This window comes from Veillonella atypica KON, assembly GCF_002959915.1.
Taxonomy (GTDB): Bacteria; Bacillota; Negativicutes; order Veillonellales; family Veillonellaceae; genus Veillonella; species Veillonella atypica.
In genome coordinates this window covers 290,880-315,196 of sequence record NZ_PPDE01000008.1, presented here as the reverse complement: position 1 = coordinate 315,196, position 24,317 = coordinate 290,880, and the positions used below count along the sequence as shown (strand labels likewise).

Annotated in this window: 24 protein-coding genes; 2 read left to right on the top strand and 22 right to left on the bottom strand. The window is 35.1% G+C overall.

The features are described 5' to 3' along the window. Positions 1–9: 9 nt before the first annotated feature. The 9 genes from htpX to VAHSUH02_RS05385 all read right to left on the bottom strand — a co-directional run bounded on the left by htpX (position 10) and on the right by VAHSUH02_RS05385 (position 9,956). Positions 10–870 (bottom strand): zinc metalloprotease HtpX, encoded by an 861-nt coding sequence (gene htpX, locus VAHSUH02_RS05425; RefSeq protein WP_038148776.1) that lies wholly within the window; start codon positions 868–870, stop codon positions 10–12. Positions 871–916: 46 nt separating this feature from the next. Beyond that, entirely contained in the window at positions 917–1,843 is a 927-nt protein-coding gene (gene thrB / locus VAHSUH02_RS05420; protein ID WP_005383315.1) for a homoserine kinase, read from the bottom strand. Between the two features lie 4 nt (positions 1,844–1,847). After that, complete coding sequence (locus VAHSUH02_RS05415) at positions 1,848–3,137, bottom strand: homoserine dehydrogenase (RefSeq protein ID WP_005383314.1); 1,290 nt, start codon at positions 3,135–3,137, stop codon at positions 1,848–1,850. Between the two features lie 42 nt (positions 3,138–3,179). After that, entirely contained in the window at positions 3,180–3,629 is a 450-nt protein-coding gene (locus VAHSUH02_RS05410) for an ACT domain-containing protein (RefSeq protein ID WP_005379031.1), read from the bottom strand. A gap of 16 nt (positions 3,630–3,645) precedes the next feature. Further along, positions 3,646–4,632 carry a lysylphosphatidylglycerol synthase transmembrane domain-containing protein gene (locus VAHSUH02_RS05405; RefSeq protein WP_005383313.1) on the bottom strand — a complete coding sequence of 329 codons (987 nt, stop codon included), beginning with the start codon at positions 4,630–4,632 and terminating at the stop codon, positions 3,646–3,648. Continuing rightward, positions 4,629–5,483, bottom strand: coding sequence for a ChbG/HpnK family deacetylase (locus tag VAHSUH02_RS05400; protein WP_005379079.1), 855 nt, complete (start codon positions 5,481–5,483; stop codon positions 4,629–4,631). Before VAHSUH02_RS05400 ends, VAHSUH02_RS05405 begins: the two co-directional genes overlap by 4 nt. Before the next feature lie 251 nt (positions 5,484–5,734). Then, complete coding sequence (locus VAHSUH02_RS05395) at positions 5,735–6,529, bottom strand: TrmH family RNA methyltransferase (protein ID WP_005379000.1); 795 nt, start codon at positions 6,527–6,529, stop codon at positions 5,735–5,737. After that, on the bottom strand, positions 6,511–8,241 hold the full coding sequence (locus VAHSUH02_RS05390) for an ABC transporter ATP-binding protein (protein WP_005378957.1): 1,731 nt from the start codon (positions 8,239–8,241) through the stop codon (positions 6,511–6,513). Before VAHSUH02_RS05390 ends, VAHSUH02_RS05395 begins: the two co-directional genes overlap by 19 nt. Further along, positions 8,241–9,956, bottom strand: a complete 1,716-nt coding sequence (locus VAHSUH02_RS05385; protein ID WP_005383310.1) for an ABC transporter ATP-binding protein — start codon at positions 9,954–9,956, stop codon at positions 8,241–8,243. Before VAHSUH02_RS05385 ends, VAHSUH02_RS05390 begins: the two co-directional genes overlap by 1 nt. A 198-nt stretch (positions 9,957–10,154) precedes the next feature. On the opposite strand from VAHSUH02_RS05385, the gene tpx reads away from it, so the two are divergent. Continuing rightward, positions 10,155–10,670 (top strand): thiol peroxidase, encoded by a 516-nt coding sequence (gene tpx, locus VAHSUH02_RS05380; protein ID WP_005383308.1) that lies wholly within the window; start codon positions 10,155–10,157, stop codon positions 10,668–10,670. Positions 10,671–10,730: 60 nt separating this feature from the next. Continuing rightward, positions 10,731–11,126: a phosphate-starvation-inducible protein PsiE gene (locus VAHSUH02_RS05375; RefSeq protein ID WP_005378783.1), complete on the top strand. Its 396-nt coding sequence runs from the start codon at positions 10,731–10,733 to the stop codon at positions 11,124–11,126. A 77-nt stretch (positions 11,127–11,203) separates the two neighbouring features. Here the strand turns inward: VAHSUH02_RS05375 and VAHSUH02_RS05370 are convergent, their stop codons facing one another. The 13 genes from VAHSUH02_RS05370 to hemW form a co-directional block, all read right to left on the bottom strand. Further along, a complete protein-coding gene (locus tag VAHSUH02_RS05370) occupies positions 11,204–13,105 on the bottom strand; it encodes a type I glutamate--ammonia ligase (RefSeq protein WP_005378861.1) in 1,902 nt (633 codons plus the stop codon). Positions 13,106–13,266: 161 nt separating this feature from the next. Continuing rightward, positions 13,267–13,710 carry a GatB/YqeY domain-containing protein gene (locus tag VAHSUH02_RS05365; protein WP_005379010.1) on the bottom strand — a complete coding sequence of 148 codons (444 nt, stop codon included), beginning with the start codon at positions 13,708–13,710 and terminating at the stop codon, positions 13,267–13,269. Between the two features lie 120 nt (positions 13,711–13,830). Further along, the gene (gene rpsU / locus VAHSUH02_RS05360; RefSeq protein ID WP_004695751.1) at positions 13,831–14,010 is read right to left on the bottom strand and encodes a 30S ribosomal protein S21; all 180 of its coding nucleotides are present in this window, start codon (positions 14,008–14,010) and stop codon (positions 13,831–13,833) included. 188 nt (positions 14,011–14,198) lie between these two features. Then, entirely contained in the window at positions 14,199–14,543 is a 345-nt protein-coding gene (locus tag VAHSUH02_RS05355) for a histidine triad nucleotide-binding protein (RefSeq protein ID WP_005378992.1), read from the bottom strand. A gap of 16 nt (positions 14,544–14,559) precedes the next feature. Continuing rightward, a complete protein-coding gene (gene mtaB / locus VAHSUH02_RS05350; protein ID WP_038148775.1) occupies positions 14,560–15,855 on the bottom strand; it encodes a tRNA (N(6)-L-threonylcarbamoyladenosine(37)-C(2))-methylthiotransferase MtaB in 1,296 nt (431 codons plus the stop codon). 52 nt (positions 15,856–15,907) lie between these two features. Next, the gene (locus tag VAHSUH02_RS05345) at positions 15,908–16,639 is read right to left on the bottom strand and encodes an RsmE family RNA methyltransferase (protein ID WP_005383301.1); all 732 of its coding nucleotides are present in this window, start codon (positions 16,637–16,639) and stop codon (positions 15,908–15,910) included. Next, on the bottom strand, positions 16,636–17,499 hold the full coding sequence (locus VAHSUH02_RS05340) for a 50S ribosomal protein L11 methyltransferase (RefSeq protein ID WP_005380152.1): 864 nt from the start codon (positions 17,497–17,499) through the stop codon (positions 16,636–16,638). The genes VAHSUH02_RS05345 and VAHSUH02_RS05340 overlap by 4 nt, the downstream gene beginning before the upstream one ends. A 55-nt stretch (positions 17,500–17,554) precedes the next feature. Further along, a complete protein-coding gene (dnaJ, locus tag VAHSUH02_RS05335; RefSeq protein WP_005383294.1) occupies positions 17,555–18,712 on the bottom strand; it encodes a molecular chaperone DnaJ in 1,158 nt (385 codons plus the stop codon). A gap of 16 nt (positions 18,713–18,728) precedes the next feature. Next, the gene (gene dnaK / locus VAHSUH02_RS05330) at positions 18,729–20,567 is read right to left on the bottom strand and encodes a molecular chaperone DnaK (RefSeq protein ID WP_005383292.1); all 1,839 of its coding nucleotides are present in this window, start codon (positions 20,565–20,567) and stop codon (positions 18,729–18,731) included. Positions 20,568–20,594: 27 nt separating this feature from the next. Then, positions 20,595–21,146 (bottom strand): nucleotide exchange factor GrpE, encoded by a 552-nt coding sequence (grpE, locus tag VAHSUH02_RS05325; RefSeq protein ID WP_005383290.1) that lies wholly within the window; start codon positions 21,144–21,146, stop codon positions 20,595–20,597. 12 nt (positions 21,147–21,158) lie between these two features. Further along, positions 21,159–22,175: a heat-inducible transcriptional repressor HrcA gene (gene hrcA / locus VAHSUH02_RS05320; RefSeq protein WP_005383289.1), complete on the bottom strand. Its 1,017-nt coding sequence runs from the start codon at positions 22,173–22,175 to the stop codon at positions 21,159–21,161. A 278-nt stretch (positions 22,176–22,453) separates the two neighbouring features. Beyond that, positions 22,454–23,056, bottom strand: a complete 603-nt coding sequence (locus VAHSUH02_RS05315) for a nitrite/sulfite reductase domain-containing protein (RefSeq protein ID WP_005379020.1) — start codon at positions 23,054–23,056, stop codon at positions 22,454–22,456. A gap of 81 nt (positions 23,057–23,137) precedes the next feature. After that, positions 23,138–24,316 carry a radical SAM family heme chaperone HemW gene (gene hemW, locus VAHSUH02_RS05310; RefSeq protein ID WP_005383284.1) on the bottom strand — a complete coding sequence of 393 codons (1,179 nt, stop codon included), beginning with the start codon at positions 24,314–24,316 and terminating at the stop codon, positions 23,138–23,140. Between the last annotated feature and the right edge of the window lies 1 nt (position 24,317).

Below are 24,317 nucleotides of genomic sequence, written 5' to 3'. Positions count from 1 at the left end.
TCCCTTTTATTAAAATCTATAATGTGGATTTAGAGATAGTTTTTTCAATCTAGCAATACGATCCTTAGTACTAGGATGTGTGCTAAAAAGATTCGACAAACTAGCACCAATACCCATCATAGGATTAATTATAAACATATGCGCTGTAGCATTATTGGCATTAGGTAATGTTCCATATTTAGAATATTCTTCAATTTTAGCCAATGCTGATGCAAGTCCTAATGGATTTTTGCTTAACATAGCCCCACCCTCATCCGCTAAATATTCACGGGTACGAGAAATACTCATTTGGATAATAGCAGCTGCTAAAGGTGCCAAAATAACCATACCAATCAATGCAAGTGGATTGACATTATCATCGCGATCAGCAGAGCGGCCACCAAAGAACATACCAAAATGGGCAATAGTAGATATAGCGCCTCCAATAATGGCAGCAATAGTACTGATTAGGGTATCACGATTTTTAACATGTGTTAATTCATGACCTAAAACGCCAGCTAATTCATCATCTGTTAATAAACGTTGAATTCCGGCTGTTACAGCTACCGCAGCATGTTCTGGATTACGACCAGTTGCAAATGCATTTGGTACGTCCGTAGGGATGATATATACCTTTGGCATCGGTAGTTTACCGTTTTTAGCCAATTGTTCAACCATACCATATAATTTAGGATTTGATTGAGCGGTAACTTGTTGTGCATTGTATTGTGCTAACACAATCTTATCGCTATACCAATACGATGATATTGACATGCCTGCAGATATGATGAACATTAACATCATTCCACGAGCGCCGCCAAAAGCATCGCCTAATAATACTAGTATCACTATTAAAGTGGCTAGTAACATTGTTGTTTTAAAATTATTCATAGAATCCTCCAACATAAGTTTTTGGACTATGCCTTAACTAGATTTATTATACCACATTTTGAATAGTTGTGGCCCCTATTGTATCTGCCTCTAACACATATACCTTGTTTTCGATGCCATGGAACTCAAAGATTTGTCCCATTGCTTCAGCTACTGTTTGTACATGAGCTTTATCTGTATATGCAATTAAGGTAGAACCAGATCCACTGATAGTTGCACCATAAGCGCCTGCGGCTTTTGCTGCAGAGAATACCTTATCACAATGAGGAATCAACGTTTTCCGATACGGTACATGGAGATTATCCTCCAGTGCAACTGCAAGATTATCCAATTGGTTCGTAATTAAACTAGTTACGAATAACGATGCATGACTCACATTTTGAACGGCCTCTTTAAAAGGCACATGATTTGGCAATACGGATCGTGCATATTCTGTGGAAACCAATACCTCTGGCACAACAACGGCAAAATGTAGTGACTCTGGTACAGGGATAACTGTATTCAACACTTTATCTTTTAGGCCTGTAGCACAACAAAGATTACCAAAAATGGCTGGTGCCACATTATCTGGATGGCCTTCCATACGATTGGCAATGATGAGTAACTCTTCTTTTGAAAGTGGTTTATTTACGAGATTATTTGCTAGTAAAAGCCCACCTACAATAGCAGTACTACTACTACCAAGGCCACGTGATGGCGGAATTAATGTTTCCGAAGTAATATGACCATATTGTATTGGTTCTTGTGCTTTAGCAAATACTTGTTCAATAGCTATTCCGATGAGATTTTTTTTAGGATCTTCTTTTTCTAATAAATCAGCGCCATACCCATGAAATGTATAGCTAAAAGATGTAGCATTTGCATCAGGTGTAAATTCAAAAATATTATATAGATTTAATGCTAGTCCAAGGCAATCAAAACCTGGTCCGCAATTGGCACTTGTAGCAGGCACTTGTACACGAATTGTTGTCATAATATTACGCTTCCATAATTCTGATTACACTACATACATCTTTCACAGATCGCAAGCTGTTAAAAGAATCAATTAAATTTAAAATATAGGAATGTGGACATTTAGAAGTCACAATAGCAAGTACTGCTGTTTCAGGATCTTTATTTCGTTGAACGATTGAAAGAACAGAGATTTTTTGCTCTGCTAATTTTGTAGCAATCTTTGCAAGAACACCAGTTTTATTATCAACAGCTAACCGCATATAGTAACTGGATTGTATTTTACCTGGGGAATAAATATTCTTTTGGTCAAAGTAGAATGGTTTAAAACGTCCTGTAGATTCAAAAGCTACGTTTTTAGCTACTTCCATAATATCGCTAACAACGGAGCTGCCTGTTGGTAAACTACCGGCGCCACGTCCATAGAACATGGCATCATCAATGCCATTACCCTTGATATAAATTGCATTGTACGAGCCGCGTACAGATGCAAGTGGATGTGTTAATGGTACGAAAGCAGGGTATACATTGAGAGATAAACCCTTTGACGATTCTTTTGCAATGCCAATAAGTTTAATATTGTATCCGAATTCCTTACCAAAGGAAATATCTTCTGTATCAATTTTAGTAATACCTTCTACAGTTACATCCTCGAAGAATATACGACGGTTAAAGCTAATGGATGCTAAAATAGCAAGTTTACGAGCTGCATCTAAACCTTCTACATCGGCAGTTGGATCAGCTTCTGCATAGCCTAAATCTTGAGCCTCTTTTAATACATCCCCGTAGCTTAATCCTTCATCTGTCATTTTAGATAAAATAAAGTTTGTAGTACCATTCATGATACCAACAAGTTCAGTAATGCGATTACCGCCAAGGGAATCGTATAATGTTCTAATAATTGGAATGCCACCTAATACAGAGGCTTCAAAACGTAAATCTACGTGGTTTTTATACGCTAAGTCAAATAAATATGGGCCTGCTTCTGCTAATAAATCCTTATTGGCTGTAACAACACTTTTTCCATGTTTTAAAGCTGCTTCAACACAATCTTTCGCAAATGTTGTGCCCCCCATTAATTCAACGACAATAGCAATCGATTCATCATTAAGAACATCATCAATGTTAGTCACGTATTGTGCAGTGCTTGGTAGTGTAATATTTGTGTATTTATCTGGGCTGCGAACAAATATTTTTGAAATCTCGATAGTTACACCGCTTCTGTTAGTAATCAAATCGACATTATCTTGTAATAAATTAAAAGTTCCTTGGGAAACAGTACCAAATCCTAATAAGGCTATTTTAACGGTCTTCATAATGGTCCTACTCTCTTCTGACTGGTCAATATAATATTTATATTATGCTTGACCTAAAATTTCTACTTTAATAATTCCTTTCATATTGCGAATATCATGTAATAATTCCTCTAAGGAACCTTGCAAGTTTTTGGTTTCGAAAGAAATACTACTATTAGCAATACCCTGTAATGGAATATCTTGATTTATGGTCAAGATACTTCCGTTTTTATCGGCTATTGCTTTTAAAACACTTGATAACATACCTGATTCATTGGACATTGAAACGGTAATGCTAACAATTTTTCCTTGAGCAATCTCAAAAAATGGAAATACATAATCTTTATATTTATAATAAGCAGATCGACTTAAATCCATTTTCTCAACAGCTTCATTTATGGTTTTTACTTCACCTAGTTTCAAAATCTCTTTTACTTTAATCGTTTTCTTAATCGCTTCTGGTAAAATATCTTCTTGAACTAAATAAAATTTGTCCTTTTTCGGTTTTGTCATACTAATTCTCCTTACATTAATTAGATGTTTCCTGAGCAACAAACTGACGTCCATATAAAGTTAATACTGCATACATACCTATAAAAAATGGTACATATTCTGCCATCACACGCCACGCCACAGCTATAATACCTACAGTGCCACTCGGTACGAATGGTGCAAAAAGTAAAATGAATAATCCTTCAGCAATACCTGTTCCCCCTGGAGTGGGTGCAAAATAAAGTATTAAATTCAACAATATCATTCTATCTAATATCGTAATAATTGGTACATCATTAGTAAAAGCAAACATCAATGCCGGTGCTATACAGTATAAGCATAATAAACTTAATCCTGATTCGATAAATACAATAAAGGATTGAGTAGGTTTTTTATACAATAATGCAAGCCCTTGATTTAGTGTTTCTAATTTCGCCAACCAATCTTTGGTCTTATGTGCCTTAAAACGTTGTGCTAGATTATATACGAATTTCCTCATATATACCGTTTGTAAAAGATATGTTCCTAATAAGGTGGCCATGACGGCCAAGAAGGAAAATAGTAATAACATATCTCTTGAAATATATGGTATTTCTATGGAGTCATATAAAAACACAATCGGTAACATGATGACTAAAAACATGATTGAAAAAACCGTACGTATCAATACGATTGGAGTTCCCTTACTTATCGGGACATCATAGCTTCTTAATACGAGTACTTGAGCCACAGCTCCACCACTGGCACCTGGTGTGAGCATAGCCATAAAATAGTTGCTAAATATAACCCGAAGTACAGCTTTTATTGATAAATGATAACCGCCAATTTTTACAAGACGCTGCAATCTTAATCCATCAAAATACATCCCTAAAGCAAGTGCAATAATGGCAAGCAACAAAGATTCACCATTAAAAGTTGTTATTGTTTTTAGGGCTTCTAAATCGATAGTATAATAAATGATTCCTAAAGATACGGCAAAAAGTAGGACAAACATAAATATGCCGCGTCTCATCATCTTACTCATAACAAATCCCCATAATTAATGAGTTCTATATTATGTTGTGAAATATATCTACGTACATTTTCGGATGTCATAGCAGATAATTCATCTTGCCAATGATAACCCCAATTATATTGATTTCTTAAAATTTCATCACTAATGCCTGGATGCGTCATAATTTCATGGGCCCCAGATAGAGAGCTAACTTGTTTTAAAATCGATAATAATTCTGTTTCTCCTAAAGCACCACCATTAATCATACCCCAGAAGTATTGTGTAAAGTAAATCCCCTTGTCGCGAATGCTAGGCAATGCTTGAGCAGCCACGGTACTCAAACCACATTTCCCCATAATACGAACAGGATTATGCACGCCATTTAAAAATGTTATTTTTTCATTTGGCACCCGTATAGCTTTAATTTTATATCGCATAGCTTGCTCTAAAACTATAGGTAGAATACTAGGTAATACATGCATATGTTGGTGTCCATCAATATGAGTTACATTTACACCAGATTCCATAATTTTAGAAACTTGCTTTGTAATCTCTGTTCTCACTTCATCATAATTAATAGAGCCACTATATATGCGCTTCATAAACTCTATATAATTATCAACAAAAACACCTTCGTTTGTTACAAGACTAGGAATTTCACTAGGATCACTTACAGGGGCGATTCCTCCCACCAAAGCTATGTGAATACCTATACCCAACTTTGGATATTCCTTTGCCATATCTACTGCTTCATTAAAAGCAGCACCACTTGCCAATATAGATGTGCTTGTAATAGCACCTTTAGTATGCCCTACGATAATACCTTCATTTATAGCTGAATGAAGGCCAAAATCATCAGCATTTATAATTAATTTTGACATATGCGTGCCTCTTTATTCGTAAAAACGGGAAAACAATGTTCACCCAGAAAAGATATATGTTATTTTAACAAATACAGGTATATAAAATCAATACAAAATAGCAATACTTGTATACTGGAAACGGACTTTTTATATCGTTTTCACATAATTTATATACCCTTCTATCATAGATAATCATATTTTATACTACTATAGAAAATTATATACCCTGTCATCAAAAATGATCGATGGCAGGGTATCGTTATAATATATTAAATTTGTTCTCTTACTTTATACATACATAGGGCGGCCGCAATTGATACGTTTAAAGATTCTATATCACCATACATGGGAATTGTAATAGCCTGATCACACATTTCAATAATTTCTCTAGACACTCCATTTCCTTCATTACCGAGTATAATCATGGTTCGTTTAGGATATGAAATGGTATGATAAGGTTTTGCATTTTCTAGTGAGGTAACATAGGTTTTTATCGTATTATCCTTTATGAAATCATAAAATTCAGATAATGTTACATCTTCAAAAATCGGAATATTACAAAGCGCACTCATCGTACTACGTACGCATTTTTCGTTATAAGGATCTACGGTTCCTTTTAACAAGAATATACCTTTTGCACCAGCAGCCACCGCTGTACGAATTATGGTACCTAAGTTTCCCGGATCCTGTACACCATCTAGTGCGACATATAATCCATCCTCTACTATAAATGAATGCAAATCATTAACACATTTTTTCGCTATACCTAGTATACCCTGTCCGTTTACAGAGTGCTCAATTTTATCAAATATTGAATCTTGTACTACATAGACGGAAGAAACAGTAAAACCTTTTTGCACTAGCGGTTCCAATTCACTTCGCTTTGATTCTCTAATTAAAATAGAGCGCAAACAATCTTTTTTTCCTATATCCGTTACAGCACGAATTCCTTCCACCGTATATTCACCAAATTTTTGCCGATATTTTCGCTGTTGTAAACTGATAATATGTTTTATAGTCTTATTGTCTTTCGATTGAATATAATCTATTTTTGGTGATTCCATAACTCGTAAAAATCCCCCTTATGTTGCATAAGCTCATCAAATGTTCCATCTTCCACAATCTTACCATAAGAAAGAACTAGAATTCTATTTGCTTTTTGTACAGTTGATAAACGATGTGCTACATTTATAATTGTTTTTTCACCACGTATAGTTTCAATACTTTCTTGAATTTGTGATTCCGTATGACTATCGATATTTGCCGTTGCTTCATCAAGCAATAAAATCGGTCTATTTAAAATCAACGTTCTTGCAAAGGCTAATAATTGCTTTTGGCCATCTGATAATAGCGATCCCAAATATCCTACTGATGTTTGATATCCATCTGGCAAAGATTCAATCATATCGTGTAATTTGACCTTTTTAGTAGCGTCTATAATAGTGTCCATAGAGATAGAGGAATCATATAAATTAAGATTATCTTGAATCGTACCTTTAAATAAGTATGCATTTTGAAATACATAGCCCATAATATTTCTAATCATTGAAGAATCATATTGGCTAATATCATGACCATTAATATAAATGTTGCCTTTTGTAGGGCGCAATATGCCCATCAATAATGAAAGTAATGTTGATTTTCCACTACCAGATAGTCCTACAATACCAAGATACTCCCCTTTTTTTACTGTAAAAGAAATGTTATTCAAAGCATATACATCACTGTTATCATAGGAGTAATACACATCTTTTAATTCGATGGTATCAATCGTTTTAAATTCATTAGGAATAGTTGTTATCAACTCGCGCTTTGGTTCATCCAAAATAGGAATCAATCGTTCTGCACCGGCCAATGCACTTTGCAAGGAATTATATTTATCAGCAATTTCTTTCATAGGTTGAAAGAATCGATCCATATATTGTATAAATGCAAATACCGTGCCTGCATCTGCTACGGATTCTAATAAATTTGTCATTGTAAAAATAACAATAAGTGCTACAAAGAACAAACCATCTACGAGAGGTCTAAAAATAGAAAATGTTGTAACCTCAAATATACCGGCTTTTAAAAACTCACGATTAACAGAATCGTACCGTTGTTCAATACTTCTTTCACCTAAATAAGTTTTTACAATTAATATGTAATTCAACAATTCTTTGATGCTCGAATTAGATGCTGCTACAGAAGAACGAACTTGTCTAAAAGCTTTTCTGGAAAATTTTTGATACACCCAGATAATAAACCCCATTATAGGAATCAACAAGGTCATAACAATTGCTAAGGGCACATTAATAGCATACATAAAAGCTAATATGCCCAAAATCATCAATGCACTGCTTATGAGTTTTAGCAATACATCTGTATATAATGTACGCAATGATTCTACGTCATTGGTAATACGGGTTACCCAATTGCCTATAGGCAAAGACTGAAAATCTTCGGCTGATTTATGAAGAATTTTTTCAAATACCGTACTACGTATATGAAAAATAATCTTCTGCCCAAATGTAGATAATAAATAGTTTTGTAGGAGAATAAAAACAATGCTGCCAACTATAGTTAATGCATATAATCCAGCATAATGCTGAATAGTATTCAAATCTTTCATAGCAAAGCCTAAATCGATAGCTTGTTTAGAAAGATATGGACGTATAAGCGAGCATAATAGATTACTAATAAGGGCTATACTAGCCAAAATGAGTAGCCATAAATAAGGCCTAATATATTTTGTTAAATATGTAAATAGGCGCCAATCATTATACTTTAGTTTCATTATTGGGCCTCCTTATTTTGAGCTGTATACATCTGATAATATAAACCGTTTTTACACATTAACTCATCATGTGTTCCTATTTCGCAAATCCTACCTTCATCAAACACAATGATACGATCCGCATGCTTGATTACCTCTAATCGTTGGGATATACATAAAATAGTTTTATCCTTTGTAGATTGCAATATTTGTAACATTTTATCTACAGTTATGGCATCTAAAGCAGAGAAGCAATTATCTAATAATAAGTAAGGTGCATTTTTGTAAAATCCACGTGCAATATTGATTCGCTGTTTTTGACCACCTGATAAATCGCGCCCTTCCTCTGCTAATACGCTTAATGGATTCTCCAAATCCTTTCCTAAGTCACGATATAATTGAGCTTTTTTGGCTGCTTCAGCAACGGTAGTATGATTTTTATTTTCATAACCGAAGCTAATATTGTCAGCAATTGTTGAACTTAGTAGATATGACTGGGTTGGTACATAAGAAATCGAATTTCTAACAGTACCAATGGGCAATGTCGTAATATCTTGATTATTAATATAAATAGTTTTTGATGGTGCTTTTTGAAGCCCTAATAACAATTTGAAGAGTGTACTTTTACCAGAGCCAGGCTTACCCACTATACCTACAAACTCTCCTTTTTTGAAGGTAATATTAATTTGACGTAATGCAGGTGATTTAGATTCATTATAGGTAAAATTTAAATATTTTATATCAATATCGCCTAAACCAAGTTGTTTACCATCAGTGTCATTACATTCTGCAGGTAGACTCATAAAATCAATAATTCGATCAAGGGAGGCCATCCCCTTTTGAACTATGGCTACTAATGAACCTAAAGAAATCAATGGGCCTATAATAAGCATAATAAAAGCATTGATTGTAACGAATTCACCGACAGTCATAAGGCCTTCTACGGCTAAAGTACCACATATATACATACTAATACTGATACATATAAATGGCGCAATCATAGTTAGAGGCGATAAAATAGCATCAAGAACAGCTACACTCATATTATCGGAATAGTTTTTCTTGTTAATACGATTAAACAATCCTCCTATAATCGATTCTTTATTAAAAGCTCGAATAACATCCATGCCCTGGAATAGTTCTTGCCCAAATTCTGTCATGTCACTATATGTGGTTTGAGCCTGACGTTGTTTCTTTCGTAAACGCCGGCCTAGTGTAAAAATTGAACCTAAAATAAAAATAACCGGTGTCATAATCTGTAAGGCTAAAATAAAATCTATTTTTTGAATTAATATGATAGAGCCCAATATAGAATATAAAATAATATCAACAACGATCATAACACCTAAACCTAGGGCAACGCGTAATGATGTAACATCATTTGTCATTAAAGCCATTACCTTACCAGGTCCGTTAACATCATAATATGTAGTAGGAATTTCTAAAGCACGAGCACATAATTTTTGGCGGAATAAATACTCCATGCGTCGGATAGATCCTAATAATGTTCTACGTGATATAACTTTCAATACAGTAATAATGATTAATAAACCAATGAAATAAAATATATAAAGAGTTAAGCCCTCTTTATTATGACTCAATGTATCGATGGCACTACCAATTAATTGTGGTACGATTAAAAAAGCTACATCGATTGCGATTAGCATAGTTAATCCGATGAGATAATATATACCTTCACGACGAAAAAATTCCTTGAAAATTGCATATGGATTCATCGACTACCTCCTGTTTTCTTTCTATCGTACCATTTACTACATAATTCTTCTACCTAAAACATTAAACTGAACTATATCCAAAATTAATAACAAACTATATCGAAAAAATTAGTTTACTAAAATGGATAGAAATGGTATACTAACCATAGAAACATTGTTTAATCTATTTAGTATACAAACTCTTAGGAGGAATAAAACATGGAAAAACGTACTGGTGTTGTAACATTTGCAGGTAACCCTATTACATTGGTAGGCCCAGAAATTAAAGTAGGTCAACAAGCACCTGATTTCACAGTATCATCTAATGATTTACAACCTAAAACTTTGAAAGATTATGAAGGTAAAGTAAAGGTAATTTCCGTAGTACCTTCTCTTGATACTGGCGTATGTGATGCACAAACTCGTTGGTTCAACCAAGATGCAACAGGTTTATCTGATGATGTTGTAGTATTGACAATTTCTATGGACCTTCCATTTGCTCAAAAACGTTGGTGCGGTGCTGCAGGCGTAGATAAAGTAGAAACATTGTCTGACCACAAAGATGCTTCTTTCGGTACAAACTATGGTTTCTTAATCGAAGAATTACGTCTATTATCCCGTGGTGTTGTAGTTATCAATAAAGATAACAAAGTAACATATGTTGAATATGTTCCAGAAGTAACTCAAGCTGTTAATTTTGACGCAGCATTAGAAGCAATTAAAGCTGATATCTAATATTGCCTACTTATTAAGGTCGTACATCGTACGGCCTTTTTCTATTCATGGGAGTTATGTATGTGGATTAAATTTTCAAAACTATTATTAACTATAAAAAATATCGCCCTCCTCGGCGTTGGTATAGCCTTGTGTATCGCTTTAGTTAATTCACTAATTAATTTAGGTGTTATTACATGGGCCAATATTAATGATGAAAGCACATATTACAATCTTATTGAAGAATTAATTACCTTCTTCCTCTATTTCGAGTTTATTGCGTTAATTGTAAAGTACTTTAAAAATAACTTTCACTTTCCTTTAGACTTTTTCCTATATATTGGTATTACGGCCATTGTTCGATCAGTAATTATTGCCCATGATACAGCCTTTGACATCCTCATATGGGCTATCTCTATTTTTGTGCTCGTATGTAGTTTAGTATTGGTAAAAAAATATATTGGTCACGATGAATAATATAATTATTTATGATTCTATAATACTCAAAAAGGTCCTACCGATTTTCGGTAGGACCTTTTTTCATATCCAAAGGATTAGAAAATGTTTTTGCTGTAATTGGCGTATTTAGCTTCTAATTCTTCCATTTTGTCATTCATTTCGATTTGTAATGCAGATGCAGTATCATAATCTTCAGATTGTAAAGCTTCTACAATACGTGTGAATAAGGATTTGCGATCATCGCTATCTTTTGCAAGATAGAAACGTAAGTCATTAACTTCTGCAAAGCGTTTGTCATCAATGCTATTGCGGCTATCTGTGTGAATGGAAACCATTTTACGTACTGTATCCATATTATCAGGAATGATACGATGCGCCAATACGAGTTTCCAACGTTTCAAGATAGATGCAATGAAAGAATCCATTAAGTCATGAGCAAATGCATCACCTTGTGCCAATGTATTTACAAGTTCAGGATTATTTTTATAACCTTTAATGTTTTCCCATACTGTTGCAGGCGCTACGCCGAACATTTGATTACGTTCTTCTTGAGTGTAGTCTTCGAATACATCTTTTTCAGAACGGAATGCACGTTCTTTAGGTAAGTAATCTGCATCTTGACCAGCTTCTTTGGAAAGTTCTGCTTCCAATTGTGCTTGCGTTTTACCACTTGTAATGGCATATTTCATACCATCAAATGCAGAGATGAAAATCAATGCTAATGCAGTGTATGTATTTGTATAAGGGTTTGGAGAACGCAATTCAAAACGTGTAGCCATAGGATTGTCGATATCGCGAATCAAACCGCAAAGGATTGTACGGTTACGGCTAGGTTCAGAAGGATCATTACCTAAGGAAGTTACTATACAAACTGGAGCTTCGAATCCAGGTTTCAAACGATTCAAGGAATCTGTTGTAGAGCTGATGAATGGGTTAATAGCTTCATAGTGTTTCAATAGACCCATGATTGCACCAATACCCAATGAGCTAGCAGATTCTTTTTTCATATCTTCTGGGCTGAACAAGTTAACAAGTTTGCCAGATTTTAATTTTGCCATTACGCCAAAGTGAGTATGTTCACCAGAACCAGCAACACCGATAATTGGTTTTGCATTGAATGTTACATCAAGACCATTTTCACGGAATACTTCACGAACGATAATACGAGCTTGTAATTCGTTATCTGCTGTTTGTAATGGGTTACCAGAGAATTTCCAGTCGATTTCCAATTGTTCCAATACAACGGATTCATGACCATCTTCATCAAGTTTAGCTTTTACACCACCAACTTCTTTATGGCCCATTTCAGCTACCATACCGTATTTATCAAGACGTTCTACGGCTTGTTCTAATGCAGTACGAACAGTGCCGTGTGTACGTTGCCAGTATTGTTCTTGCAAACGTTGAGAAACGGATAATTCTTTTTTAGTAACTGTTTTAGAAGGTGTTTTTACCCAGAATTCTAATTCAGTAGCAGATGTGAAAACAATATCTACTACATCATCAGCTTTCACATGAGGCATACCAGGTACACCTTTTTCTTTGATCAAGGATAACAATTCTGCACGAACATAGTCACAGCTGCGTTTCAAAATAGAACGAGAATCTACATAGCGGTAATTATGCATCAAGAATGCAGGAATACGAAGTGTACCAGTTGGCAAACCTGTTGCTTCATCAATGTTTTCGTAGTTGTAATCAACAAACCAGTTTACACTTGGGTCGCCCCACATATCAACACGAGCATTGTTCAATGTAGCGATATTTGTCAATACTACAGAGGAACCATCAGTTTGAACAGCACGGCCTTCAAAGAATGCTTCATAATCATCAAAGAATGCAGCCATTGGGATTTTTTCATCTGTATCATTGCCAGCTAAGTCGATACCTACTAAAGATACGAATTTAATTTCTGGATGTTGTTCTAATAGAGATAAAACACCTTCTTTACCATATTGACCTGCAGGAATGTAATACAATAATTCTTTTGTAGCCATATTTGTGCCTCCTAAACTATAAAAAAAGACTCCAACAATATAGATATACAAACTGCATACCTATTCAGTGGAGTCTTCATTGACTAATTATTTTCTTGAGTACATATTACCATAGTGAGAAAATTCTTGTCAACAAATTTCTATAGAATTTTACCAGAATATTAACCTAGTAATTCTTTTACGATGGTATTTACTAATTTACCATCTGCACGGCCTTTAGTATGTGGCATAACATGTTTCATAACGTTACCCATATTTACATTATCTCCGCACTCAGCAATGGCTTTTTTTACAACATCGCGAATTTCATCTTCTGTCATTTGCGCTGGCATATATTTTTGAAGAACAGCTATTTCTTCCTTAACATGACTAATTAGATCTTCACGACCTGCCTTTTCAAATTCTGTAAGAGAATCTTGGCGTGTTTTCATTTCTTTAGCTAAAATGCCTAATACACCATTATCATCAAGTTCAATTTTATCATTTATTTCTGTATTTTTAATGGCACTATTGACCATACGAATAACAGATAAAGCTATTTTGCCTTCTTCTCGAGCCTTCATAGCAGCTTTCATATCTTCTTTTAATTGATCTTTTAAACTCATGGGAACCTCCTATACGACTCAATCATTAAATACATATTAGCACCTTAAAAACTAATATATAAAGAAACCCTAATTCTGGATTTCATGAAGCCATGAAAAGGCAGAATTAGGGTAATCATCTTATGCTCTGAATTTGCGTTTTCTTGCTGCTTCAGATTTTTTCTTTCTTTTTACGCTTGGTTTTTCGTAGTGTTCGCGTTTTCTTACTTCAGACAAAACACCTGCTTTTTGGCAGGAGCGTTTGAATCGACGAAGAGCACTTTCAAGCGTTTCGTTTTTACCGACTTTAATTTCAGACATCTATATCCCTCCCTCCAAAATTAATCTCAGGGAAGTGCTGATAATTTTATTTACGCACATATACATATTATATGTAGAACACTAGGTTCTGTCAATATATACCGCTATATTTTATAGGAATTTTATTACAAATCAATATTTTTTGATGTCTTACTACTTCAAAATTAATAATTTCCTATTACAAGCTATTACGCTTCAGGCCAACCCATTTCTTCGCCACCTAATAGATGAGCATGCATATGGAATACACTTTGACCAGCTTTTGCGCCAGTATTAAAAATCAATCGATAGCCATCCTTAGAAATACCAAGTTCTTTTGCCACATCACGAACAAATGGTAATAAACCTTCAACATAGTCTTCATTCTTCTCTGTAATATGAGCAATATTAGCAACATGATTTTTAGGAACAATAAGTACATGAACTTTTTTTACAGGTTCAATATCATAAAAAGCATAGAATTTATCGTTTTCTAATACTTTTTTTGATGGAATTTCGCCATTAATAATTTTACAAAAAATGCAGTCGCTCATGGGGACCTCCTCTATCTTATTCAATGATTACAAAATCTTTTTCAACAGCCACCACAGTACCGCCTATAAGATCACCTATAGAGTGTTGACCATCTGATTTAACTCTACCATGAATATATTCATTTGTTAAGCCTGTATAATATCCATTTTCCTCTTTTTCAATGAGGATTTCACCAGGTTTACCTATACGAGATGTTGCATACGCATGTAAACCTTTTTCGCTTAGATCATTTAAAAGCGCTACGCGAGCCTTCTTAACGGCTTCTGGTACTTGATTTGGCATTGTTGCAGCCGGTGTACCTTCACGAATAGAATATGGAAATGCATGAATATGAGTAAAGCCAATTTCTTTTACCGTATTCATTGTTTCATCAAAGTCTTCATCCGTTTCTTGTGGAAATCCTGCAATGATATCAGTAGTAATTGATAAATCTGGGATGCGATTTCTTAAATTCTTAATCAAATCTTTATATTCTTGAAGCGTATAATGACGTTTCATCAATGTTAGAACATGATCTGACCCCGCTTGTAGAGGTAAATGTAAATGTGGACATACGCGCTTATCCGTAGCCATTAATTCTATGAGTTCATCCGATACTTCAACAGACTCAATAGATCCAAAACGTATGCGATGTAAGTTTGGAATTTCTAAGAGGGCTTTTACCACATCTGCTAGCGTAGGTCTTCCTGGTAATTCAACGCCATAGTTTCCAAGGTGAATCCCGGTTAAAACGATCTCATGAAATCCATGTTCTACTAAACGTTTCGCTTCATTTACAATATCAGCCACTTTACGGGACTTTAGTTTCCCACGCGTATAAGGAATGATACAAAATGCACAATAATTATTACAACCTTCTTGAATTTTCATGAAAGCTCTCGATTTATCAGATTCATTACCAAATAATGGCATCTCTTCAAAATTAGACTCTTTCATGATATCGCGAACAGCATTAATTTGACGTTCTGTTGTTTCGAGTTGTTCAACAAGTTCAACAATTTTTGAGCGATTGTTTGTGCCAATAACTAGATTAACGCCATCAATGGCAGCAATTGCATCAGGATCAAGTTGTGCATAACAACCTGTAACGATAACATAAGCATCTTGATTTTGACGTTTAGCTTTACGAATTAATTGACGAGACTTTTTCTCCCCCATATTCGTAACAGAACATGTATTAATAACGTAAATATCAGCCTTAGAATCGAAATCAACAGCTTCATAATCATGTTGTAAAAATAACCCCTTCATAGCATCCGTATCATACTGATTGACACGACACCCTAGAGTTGTAAAGGCAACGGTTTTCATTGCACCTCCCATTTCTTTATATAGATATCATATAGCATATGTATATAGTATTTTATAGTTCTAATTCATAGTGAACCATCGATAATGCAGCAATCGCAGCCGTTTCGGCACGTAATATAGTATGACCTAATGTAACTGATTGTCCACCACATTCTATAATATCATTGATTTCTTTCTCTTGAAAGCCCCCTTCAGGGCCAATACAAATTAAAATATCCCTATTAGTTGAATCACTATTAATAGCCTTTAAAGCATCTTTTATGGTATAGCCCGCTTCATTTTCATAAGCAACCAATTTTAAAGATTCAGATTCGATGTCTAATACATTCGAAAGGGGCTCACCCACAACGAGCGTAGGTAGCTGTGTGCGCCCGCATTGTTGAGAAGCTTCCAACATAATCTTTTCCCAACGACTATATTTTGACTGTAATTTTTTTGCATCGTACTTAGCAACACAGTTCGATGTAGGTACAAGATATACGGTATCAACATTAAGCTCTGTAGCTTTTTGTAAAACCCATTCTAATTTTTCACCTTTTAAATAAGATTGTACTAATATGGTTCTATGCATAGATGTAGGAGCATCAATGTATTCTATAAGACTAGCTTGTGCTAAGCCATTTATCTCATCATTAATCTGATAGATACCACAACGGTTATCGCTACCTGTGACAGTAATTGGTTTCTCTATATTATGGCGAAATACATGTAATATATGATGAGTCACATCTTTAGGTAATACAATGGATTCATCTAATGGTGTAGGAATAAATATCTTTTTCATCGTTTTTCCAGCGCAAATGTATGCCAAGGTCCAGCAATGCGCTCCTCAATAATATGCCACTCTTTGTTAATATAAGGCATAATCTCATCATACCGATCATCAATAATACCACTAATGATGAGAATACCTTTATCATCAAGTTTTTTACCAATTTGTGGCAATAAAATTTTTAAAGGATCTACTGTTAAATTCGCTAAAATCAATTGAGCGGTTCCCTTAAAATCAGTATCCAAATTACCACAAATGATATCAGCTACGACATGATTATTATCACAATTAATTCTTGCCTGTTTAGCTGCATATTCTTCTATATCGATACCTACAAGATGTTTTATACCCAAATGAGCAGCTACTAACAACAGAATACCTGTCCCAGTCCCAATATCTAAACAAGTAACAGAATCTAAATTCATGGATTTACTATAGGCCTGTAAAAGTTCTGCACAAGTTCTCGTAGTTTCATGAGAACCAGTACCAAATGATATATCTGAATCGATTTCGATAATAGTTTTATTCTGTTCATTATCATATTCTTGCCATGCAGGTTTGATTATTAAATTAGGTAGTATTTCTGTAGGTTCTATATACTGTTGCCAAGAATTGAGCCACGTAGATTCATCTAATATATGTGCATCTATTGATGTGATTTCGATATTGCTTTCGTTAAGACGCCCCTTTATATCAGACACAATCGTGTTAGGATCTAATGATGCATCAGCATAAAGCGTTAATTGTACTAAATTCGGTTGATTATCTACATCTTCTTCTATAATTCCATTGTCTGCATAATCGCCAAAAAGAGTAGTCACCTCATCGGTGGCTACTCTTTCGCAGACAATAGATATTTCTATCCATTGCATAAATGCTCCTTTACTATTGATGCGTAGGAACAAACCATTCACGCATCAGAGCTGTTCATTTAGTTAAACGATCCTTGATTTTCTCGAATAAACTCTTACTAACTTGTAAGTTATTCACATCTTCATTGCCTTCTTTGGCAAATCGAAGTAATAATTCACGTTGTGTTTCAGTTAATTTTTTAGGTGTTTGAACCGTAACGACAACGTGTTGATCACCACGTTGTTTTGGATTGCGTAAATAAGGAATACCTTTGCCCTTAAGTCTGAATGCAGTTCCCGTTTGAGTGCCTTCTGGAATCTTCAATTCTACTTTACCATCTAAGGTATTCACTTGTATAGTCGCTCCTAATGCAGCTTGTGCAAAGCTAATTGTAACACGACTGATAACATCATTGCCATTTCGTTCAAATTCTTTGTGAGGGCGTACGTAAATATAAACGTATAAGTCACCTTTTGGACCACCTAATATACCCGGTTCACCTTCATTGGAAACGCGTAGACGAGATCCATTATCTACACCAGCTGGAATCTTAATATCGATTTTTCGTTTTACTAAGATTTCACCAGATCCACGACATTTGGAACATGGTTTTTCAATGACCTTACCAGAGCCATGGCAACGAGAACAAGTACGAGCAGATTGCATACGACCAAATGGTGTATTTTGAATAACAACCTCTTGACCAGAGCCATGACAATTAGGGCATGTATCAACTTTAGATCCAGGTTCACCGCCGGTACCGTGACAATGATTACATTCTTCATGACGTTGAATGTTGATTGCCATTGATTTACCAAAGGCCGCATCCTCAAAGGATATATCTATGTCTTCACGAAGATCATTGCCTTTTTGAGGACCATGTTGTTGGTGTCCACCACCAAACATGCCACCAAAAAAATCACCAAAGATATCACTGAAACCACCAGCTTGACCACCGAAACCGCCAAAGCCACCTTGGAAACCACCGGCGCCAGCGCCGCCTCCTTGTTTGAAGGCGTCGTGGCCGAATTGGTCATATTGAGCTTTTTTAGTTTCATCAGACAATACTTCGTAAGCTTCGTTAGCTTCTTTAAACTTTGCTTCTGCTTCCTTTGGATTATCTTTATTTACATCTGGATGGTATTGGCGAGCCTTTTTACGGAAGGCTTTTTTAATTTCATCTTGGGTTGCATTTTTGCTGACCCCTAAGATGTCATAATAATCTCGTGCCATTAGTTACCAACCCTTCTTATTTCTTATCGTCATCAACTACAGTGTAATCAGCATCAACTACATTATCGTCAGATTTTGTTTGTTCACCTTGTTTAGCATCACCAGCAGCTTGTTGTGCTTGTTGAGCAGCAGCATACATTTGTTCAGCTAATTTGTGCAAAGGTTGTTCCAAAGCTTCACTATCTTTTTTAATATCTTCAATGTTGCCAGCTTCGATGGATTTTTTCAATTTATCCTTAGCTTCTTCAACTTCTTTCAACAATGCAGCATCGCCATTACCTTCAAGATCTTTCAAAGCTTTTTCAGCTTGGTATACTAAGGAATCTGCATTATTTTTAACATCTAATTCTTCTTTTCTAGCTTTATCTTCTGCTGCATGAGCTTCTGCTTCTTTAACCATGCGTTCAATTTCGTCTTCTTTCAAGCCGCTAGAAGAAGTAATTGTAATTTTTTGTTCTTTTTGAGTACCCAAATCTTTAGCTTTTACATGTACGATACCATTAGCATCGATGTCGAAAGTTACTTCGATTTGAGGAACCCCACGAGGAGCTGCTGGGATACCATCCAAGTTGAAGCGACCCAATGTTTTATTATCTGCTGCAAATTCACGTTCACCTTGCAACACATGGATATCTACAGATGGTTGGTTATCAGCTGCAGTGGAGAATACTTGAGATTTAGATGTAGGAATTGTAGTGTTACGATCAATGATACGAGTAAATACACCGCCCATTGTTTCGATACCAAGAGACAATGGAGTTACGTCAAGTAACAATACATCTTTAACTTCACCTACTAATACACCACCTTGAATAGCAGCACCGATAGCTACGCATTCATCTGGGTTAACGTTTTTAGTTGGTTCTTTACCCAATACTTTTTTAATAGCTTCTTGTACAGCTGGGATACGGCTAGAACCACCAACTAACAACACTTTATCGATATCAGATGCAGATAAGCCAGCATCGTTCATAGCTTTACGAGTAGGTTCAATCGTAGCTTGTACCAAATCAGCAGTTAACTCTTCAAATTTAGCACGAGTCAATGTTACATCCAAATGTTTAGGACCAGTAGCATCAGCTGTGATGAATGGCAAATTGATGTTTGTGCTAGCTACGCCAGACAATTCAATTTTAGCTTTTTCAGCAGCTTCTTTTAAACGTTGGTCAGCTAATTTATCATTGGATAAATCGATACCAGTTTCTTTTTTGAATTCTTCAATAAGGTAGTTCATGATACGTTGATCGAAATCATCGCCGCCAAGGTGGTTATTACCAGATGTTGCCAATACTTCGAATACGCCATCACCAAGTTCAAGAATGGAAACGTCGAATGTACCACCGCCAAGGTCAAATACAAGAACTTTACCATCTTCGTCTTTATCTACACCATATGCAAGAGCAGCAGCTGTAGGTTCATTGATGATACGAAGTACTTCAAGACCTGCAATAGAACCAGCATCTTTAGTAGCTTGACGTTGAGCATCTGTAAAGTATGCTGGAACAGTAATAACAGCTTGTTTTACAGGTTCGCCCAAATAAGCTTCTGCGTCAGCTTTAATTTTTTGAAGAATCATTGCAGAAATTTCTTGAGGTGTATAAGATTTACCTTCTACAGTTACTTTGTAGTCAGAACCCATATGACGTTTAATAGAAATAATTGTGTTTTCTGGATTGGATACAGCTTGACGTTTAGCCAATTGACCAACTAAACGTTCGCCATTTTTCGCAAAACCAACTACGGAAGGAGTTGTACGTGCACCTTCTTGGTTTGTAATAACCGTAGGTTCGCCGCCTTCCATAACAGCAACACAAGAGTTTGTAGTCCCTAAATCAATACCAATTACCTTTGCCATAATATATGACCTCCTAATACTTATAATCTATTCAACAACCTTAACCATTGCTGGTCGAATACAACGACCATCCACAGTATAGCCAGTTTGCAGTACTTCACATACCGTATCAGATTCATATTCATCTGATGGTACGCGCATAATTGCTTGATGGAAATTTGGATCAAATGGTTTACCAACTGCATCAATAACAGCTAAACCATGCTTAGACAACATAGCCATCAAGTTTTGATGAATCATGATAAATCCATCAAGGAATACCTTTGTATCCCCTTCTGCAGGAGCTTGTACAGCTCGCTCAAAATTATCTAATACAGGTAGCAAATCTTTTAGGACATCGCCCTTAACAAAGCCTGCCAACTGTTCTTTTTCTTGATTAGTACGGCGTTTAAAATTTTCAAAATCCGCTTGTAAGCGTTTATAACGATTATCAAAATCGGCTTTTAATTCTTCTAACACCTCACTTGCATCAACTACAGACTCTTCAGCATTTTGCGCTTCCGATTGTTCCTTCGTTGCTTCTGTAGGCTCAGAAATTTCTTCGTCTACCACATCTTGTTTAATTTTTTCTTCAGACATGCCTTATCCTTTCTATGTTTGATTTCTTGCCATCGTTTCCATTAAATGTTTCATATAGGAAAGCATATTAATAATTCGACTATATTCCATTCGCGTAGGGCCCAATATAGCCAATGTACCAAGTTGATTATTATCTTGAGAAAAATCAGTTTGAATAAGACTCATATCACTTAATGCTTCCATTTGATTTTCTGAACCAATCTTAATCTTAATTGGTTTGTTTGAATTATCTTGCAATATGTGACCTAATTCTTGTTGTTCTTCTAATAATGAAAGTACAGGCTGTACCTTTTCAACCGTTTTAAATTCCGGTTGTCGTAACAACTCAGTAGTACCAACGGAATAAAATAAACGTCGCTTTGTGATGGCCCTTAATAAGGTTTCTCCGATTTGTAATAATACGGATTTTGAACCGTCTATGTGTGCGATAATTGCACTTATTTGAGCCGATGTAATATCACGTAAAAGCTTATTTTGAACGGCATTGCTAAATTGTATAGCTAATCGTTGTAATTCATCAGCTTTCACTGGTGATGTAAAATACATCAATTCATTATCAAGTGCACCGGTTGCAGTTATTACAACCATAACAGCTTGGTGAGCATCAAGAGGTAAAATATGTATATATTTTAACATTGCTTGATCATGTCCAGGGGCTAATAATAAGCTCATACTATGACTGATTTGAGAAACTAATCGAGCCATATGTAATAACATTTCATTGCCAGAAAGCTGCGTATCATTCCATATAGAATGGATTTGTTTCACATCCTCATTCTCCACTGGACCTTGATGCATCATAGAATCAACGTATAAGCGATAGCCTTTTGACGATGGTATTCTACCAGCTGATGTATGAGGTTTTTCTAAATAGCCTAAGTCCTCAAGATCAGCCATTTCGTTTCGCACCGTGGCAGGACTAATACCTAAGTTATAATTTTTAGCAATCGTCCTAGAACCAACAGGCTCAGCAGATTTTACATAATCCTCTATAATCGCTCGTAAGATGCGTTGTTTTCTTTCATCCATAATGACACCTCACTTGTTAGCACTCAAAATATTCGAGTGCTAATCGCATGTATAATATTACCATACCAAAATAAAATGTCAAGTAAATTTATCCTTAAAAACCTAATAAAATCAAGTTTAGTCAAAAAGACAATGTGATTTCACAGAATAATAGGTCAAAAAGACAACGAAATAGATATGGAAAAATAGTCAAAAAGACAAGACCTATCTATATTTATAAGGTTTTATAGAAATATAAATAGCTCCCAGTCAATTTATCACTAGGAGCTATTGTTAAGTTATAAAGTTTTATTTTCTAATGGATTGCCAAGACGTTCTAACAATTTCCCCATCCGTTCCTTTGGTTCCCCATTTTCTGCATACCAATCGATCAGTATATCAGCAGCCTTCTTTGCTTGTTCAACAGATAATTTACGCATTAGTATTTTCCCTGCTTCAGGGCGCATACCAGTATTACCACCTACGGCGAGCATAAATCCTTGAGATGTACCAATAAAGGCAATATCTTTAACCATAGAATCAGGACAATTACGACCACAACCACTAATTCCTATTTTACATTTGTGACTTGTTTTACGACCATAATGTTTACGTTCTATATAATCTGCTAATTCAGCAGTCTCCATCTGACCGTTTTTACATTTTCCTTTACCTACACAGGCAATTAATGAATTGACACCTCTATGAATAACCGTAGTAACCCCATCAGGTAACTCAGCAATCAAAGCCTCTTTATCATCCTTATCAATACCTGTAATTTGTATACCAGTCACCACATGTCTAAAGGAACCACCGTATTTTTCAGCTAATGATATACATGCTTTCATTTGGTCCAAAGAAAATTCATTATGTAATCCATGTATTATAACAGATGTCTTCATCTTTCCTCCTAAATAAGCATGCATATTCATCATCATCCTATTTATTCTAACATGTTACTTATTGAGAAACTATGAGAAATCTTACTCTTTTATGAATTGACTAAACACATAATTTCCATGCTTAGCACCTTCTGGCGTAAGATAATATAAGTCGCCATCTTGTATTATTAAATTCTTTTCAATTAAATTATCTAAAATAGAGCCATATATATCTTCTAATCGTATATTAAATCTGTTAGCAAAATCGACTGTATTGATTCCCCACTTGGTTCGCAAGCTTAAAAAACAATAATCTTCTCTAGCTCTTTTGGAATCGATAACTTCCTCATCTACAACAGGAAATTCAAAGCAATCTATTTTTCTAGCATAAGGCATGACATTGCGATTATTAGCTCTTCTTACACTATCAAAAAATGAATGAGCACCAGCACCAAAACCTAAATAATCACAATATTGCCAATATTTTAGATTATGTTTACTATAGGCCTTATCTTTCGCAAAATTGGATATTTCATAACGCTCAAATCCCAAATCTTGAATCCCTTGCATCATCATGTCATACATCGTATCCTCTGTTGATTCATCAGGTAAAGAAATGACTCCTTTATCAACCAAATGATATAATCGTGTTCCTTGTTCTACTTGTAAACCATAGATAGAAATATGATTAATAGGCAATGTACTAACAATATCTAAATTTTTATTAATTTCATCAGTTGTTTGATTCGGTAATCCATATATTAAATCGATATTAATATCTTGAAATCCTTCCTTAAAAGCCCATTGAACTGCATTTATAGCATCCTCATGATTGTGACTTCTATGTAAACTTACTAGAGATTTATCATTAAAAGTTTGAACCCCAAAACTGATACGAGAGAATCCTAACTTATGCAGCCCCTTTAAATAAGCCTGATCTACCTCTCCAGGATTTGATTCGATGGTAAACTGACAATCAGGAGATACATTATAGGTAGTTTTAATGGTATTCAAAATTTGTTCTAACTGTAATAAGGATAATTCCGTCGGCGTACCGCCTCCAAAATAAACAGTATCTACAAGTTTAGTACGAGATTTAGGATATGCATCACCGAACATAGTCATTTCTTGAACCAAGGCATACAAATATGTATCGTAATATTCCTCTAAATTTTGATACGCTGGAAAATCACAATATATACATTTTTGTTTGCAAAACGGGATATGGATGTATATCCCCATATCCCGCTGTACAAACAAATCGTTACGATTTGTTTCCATA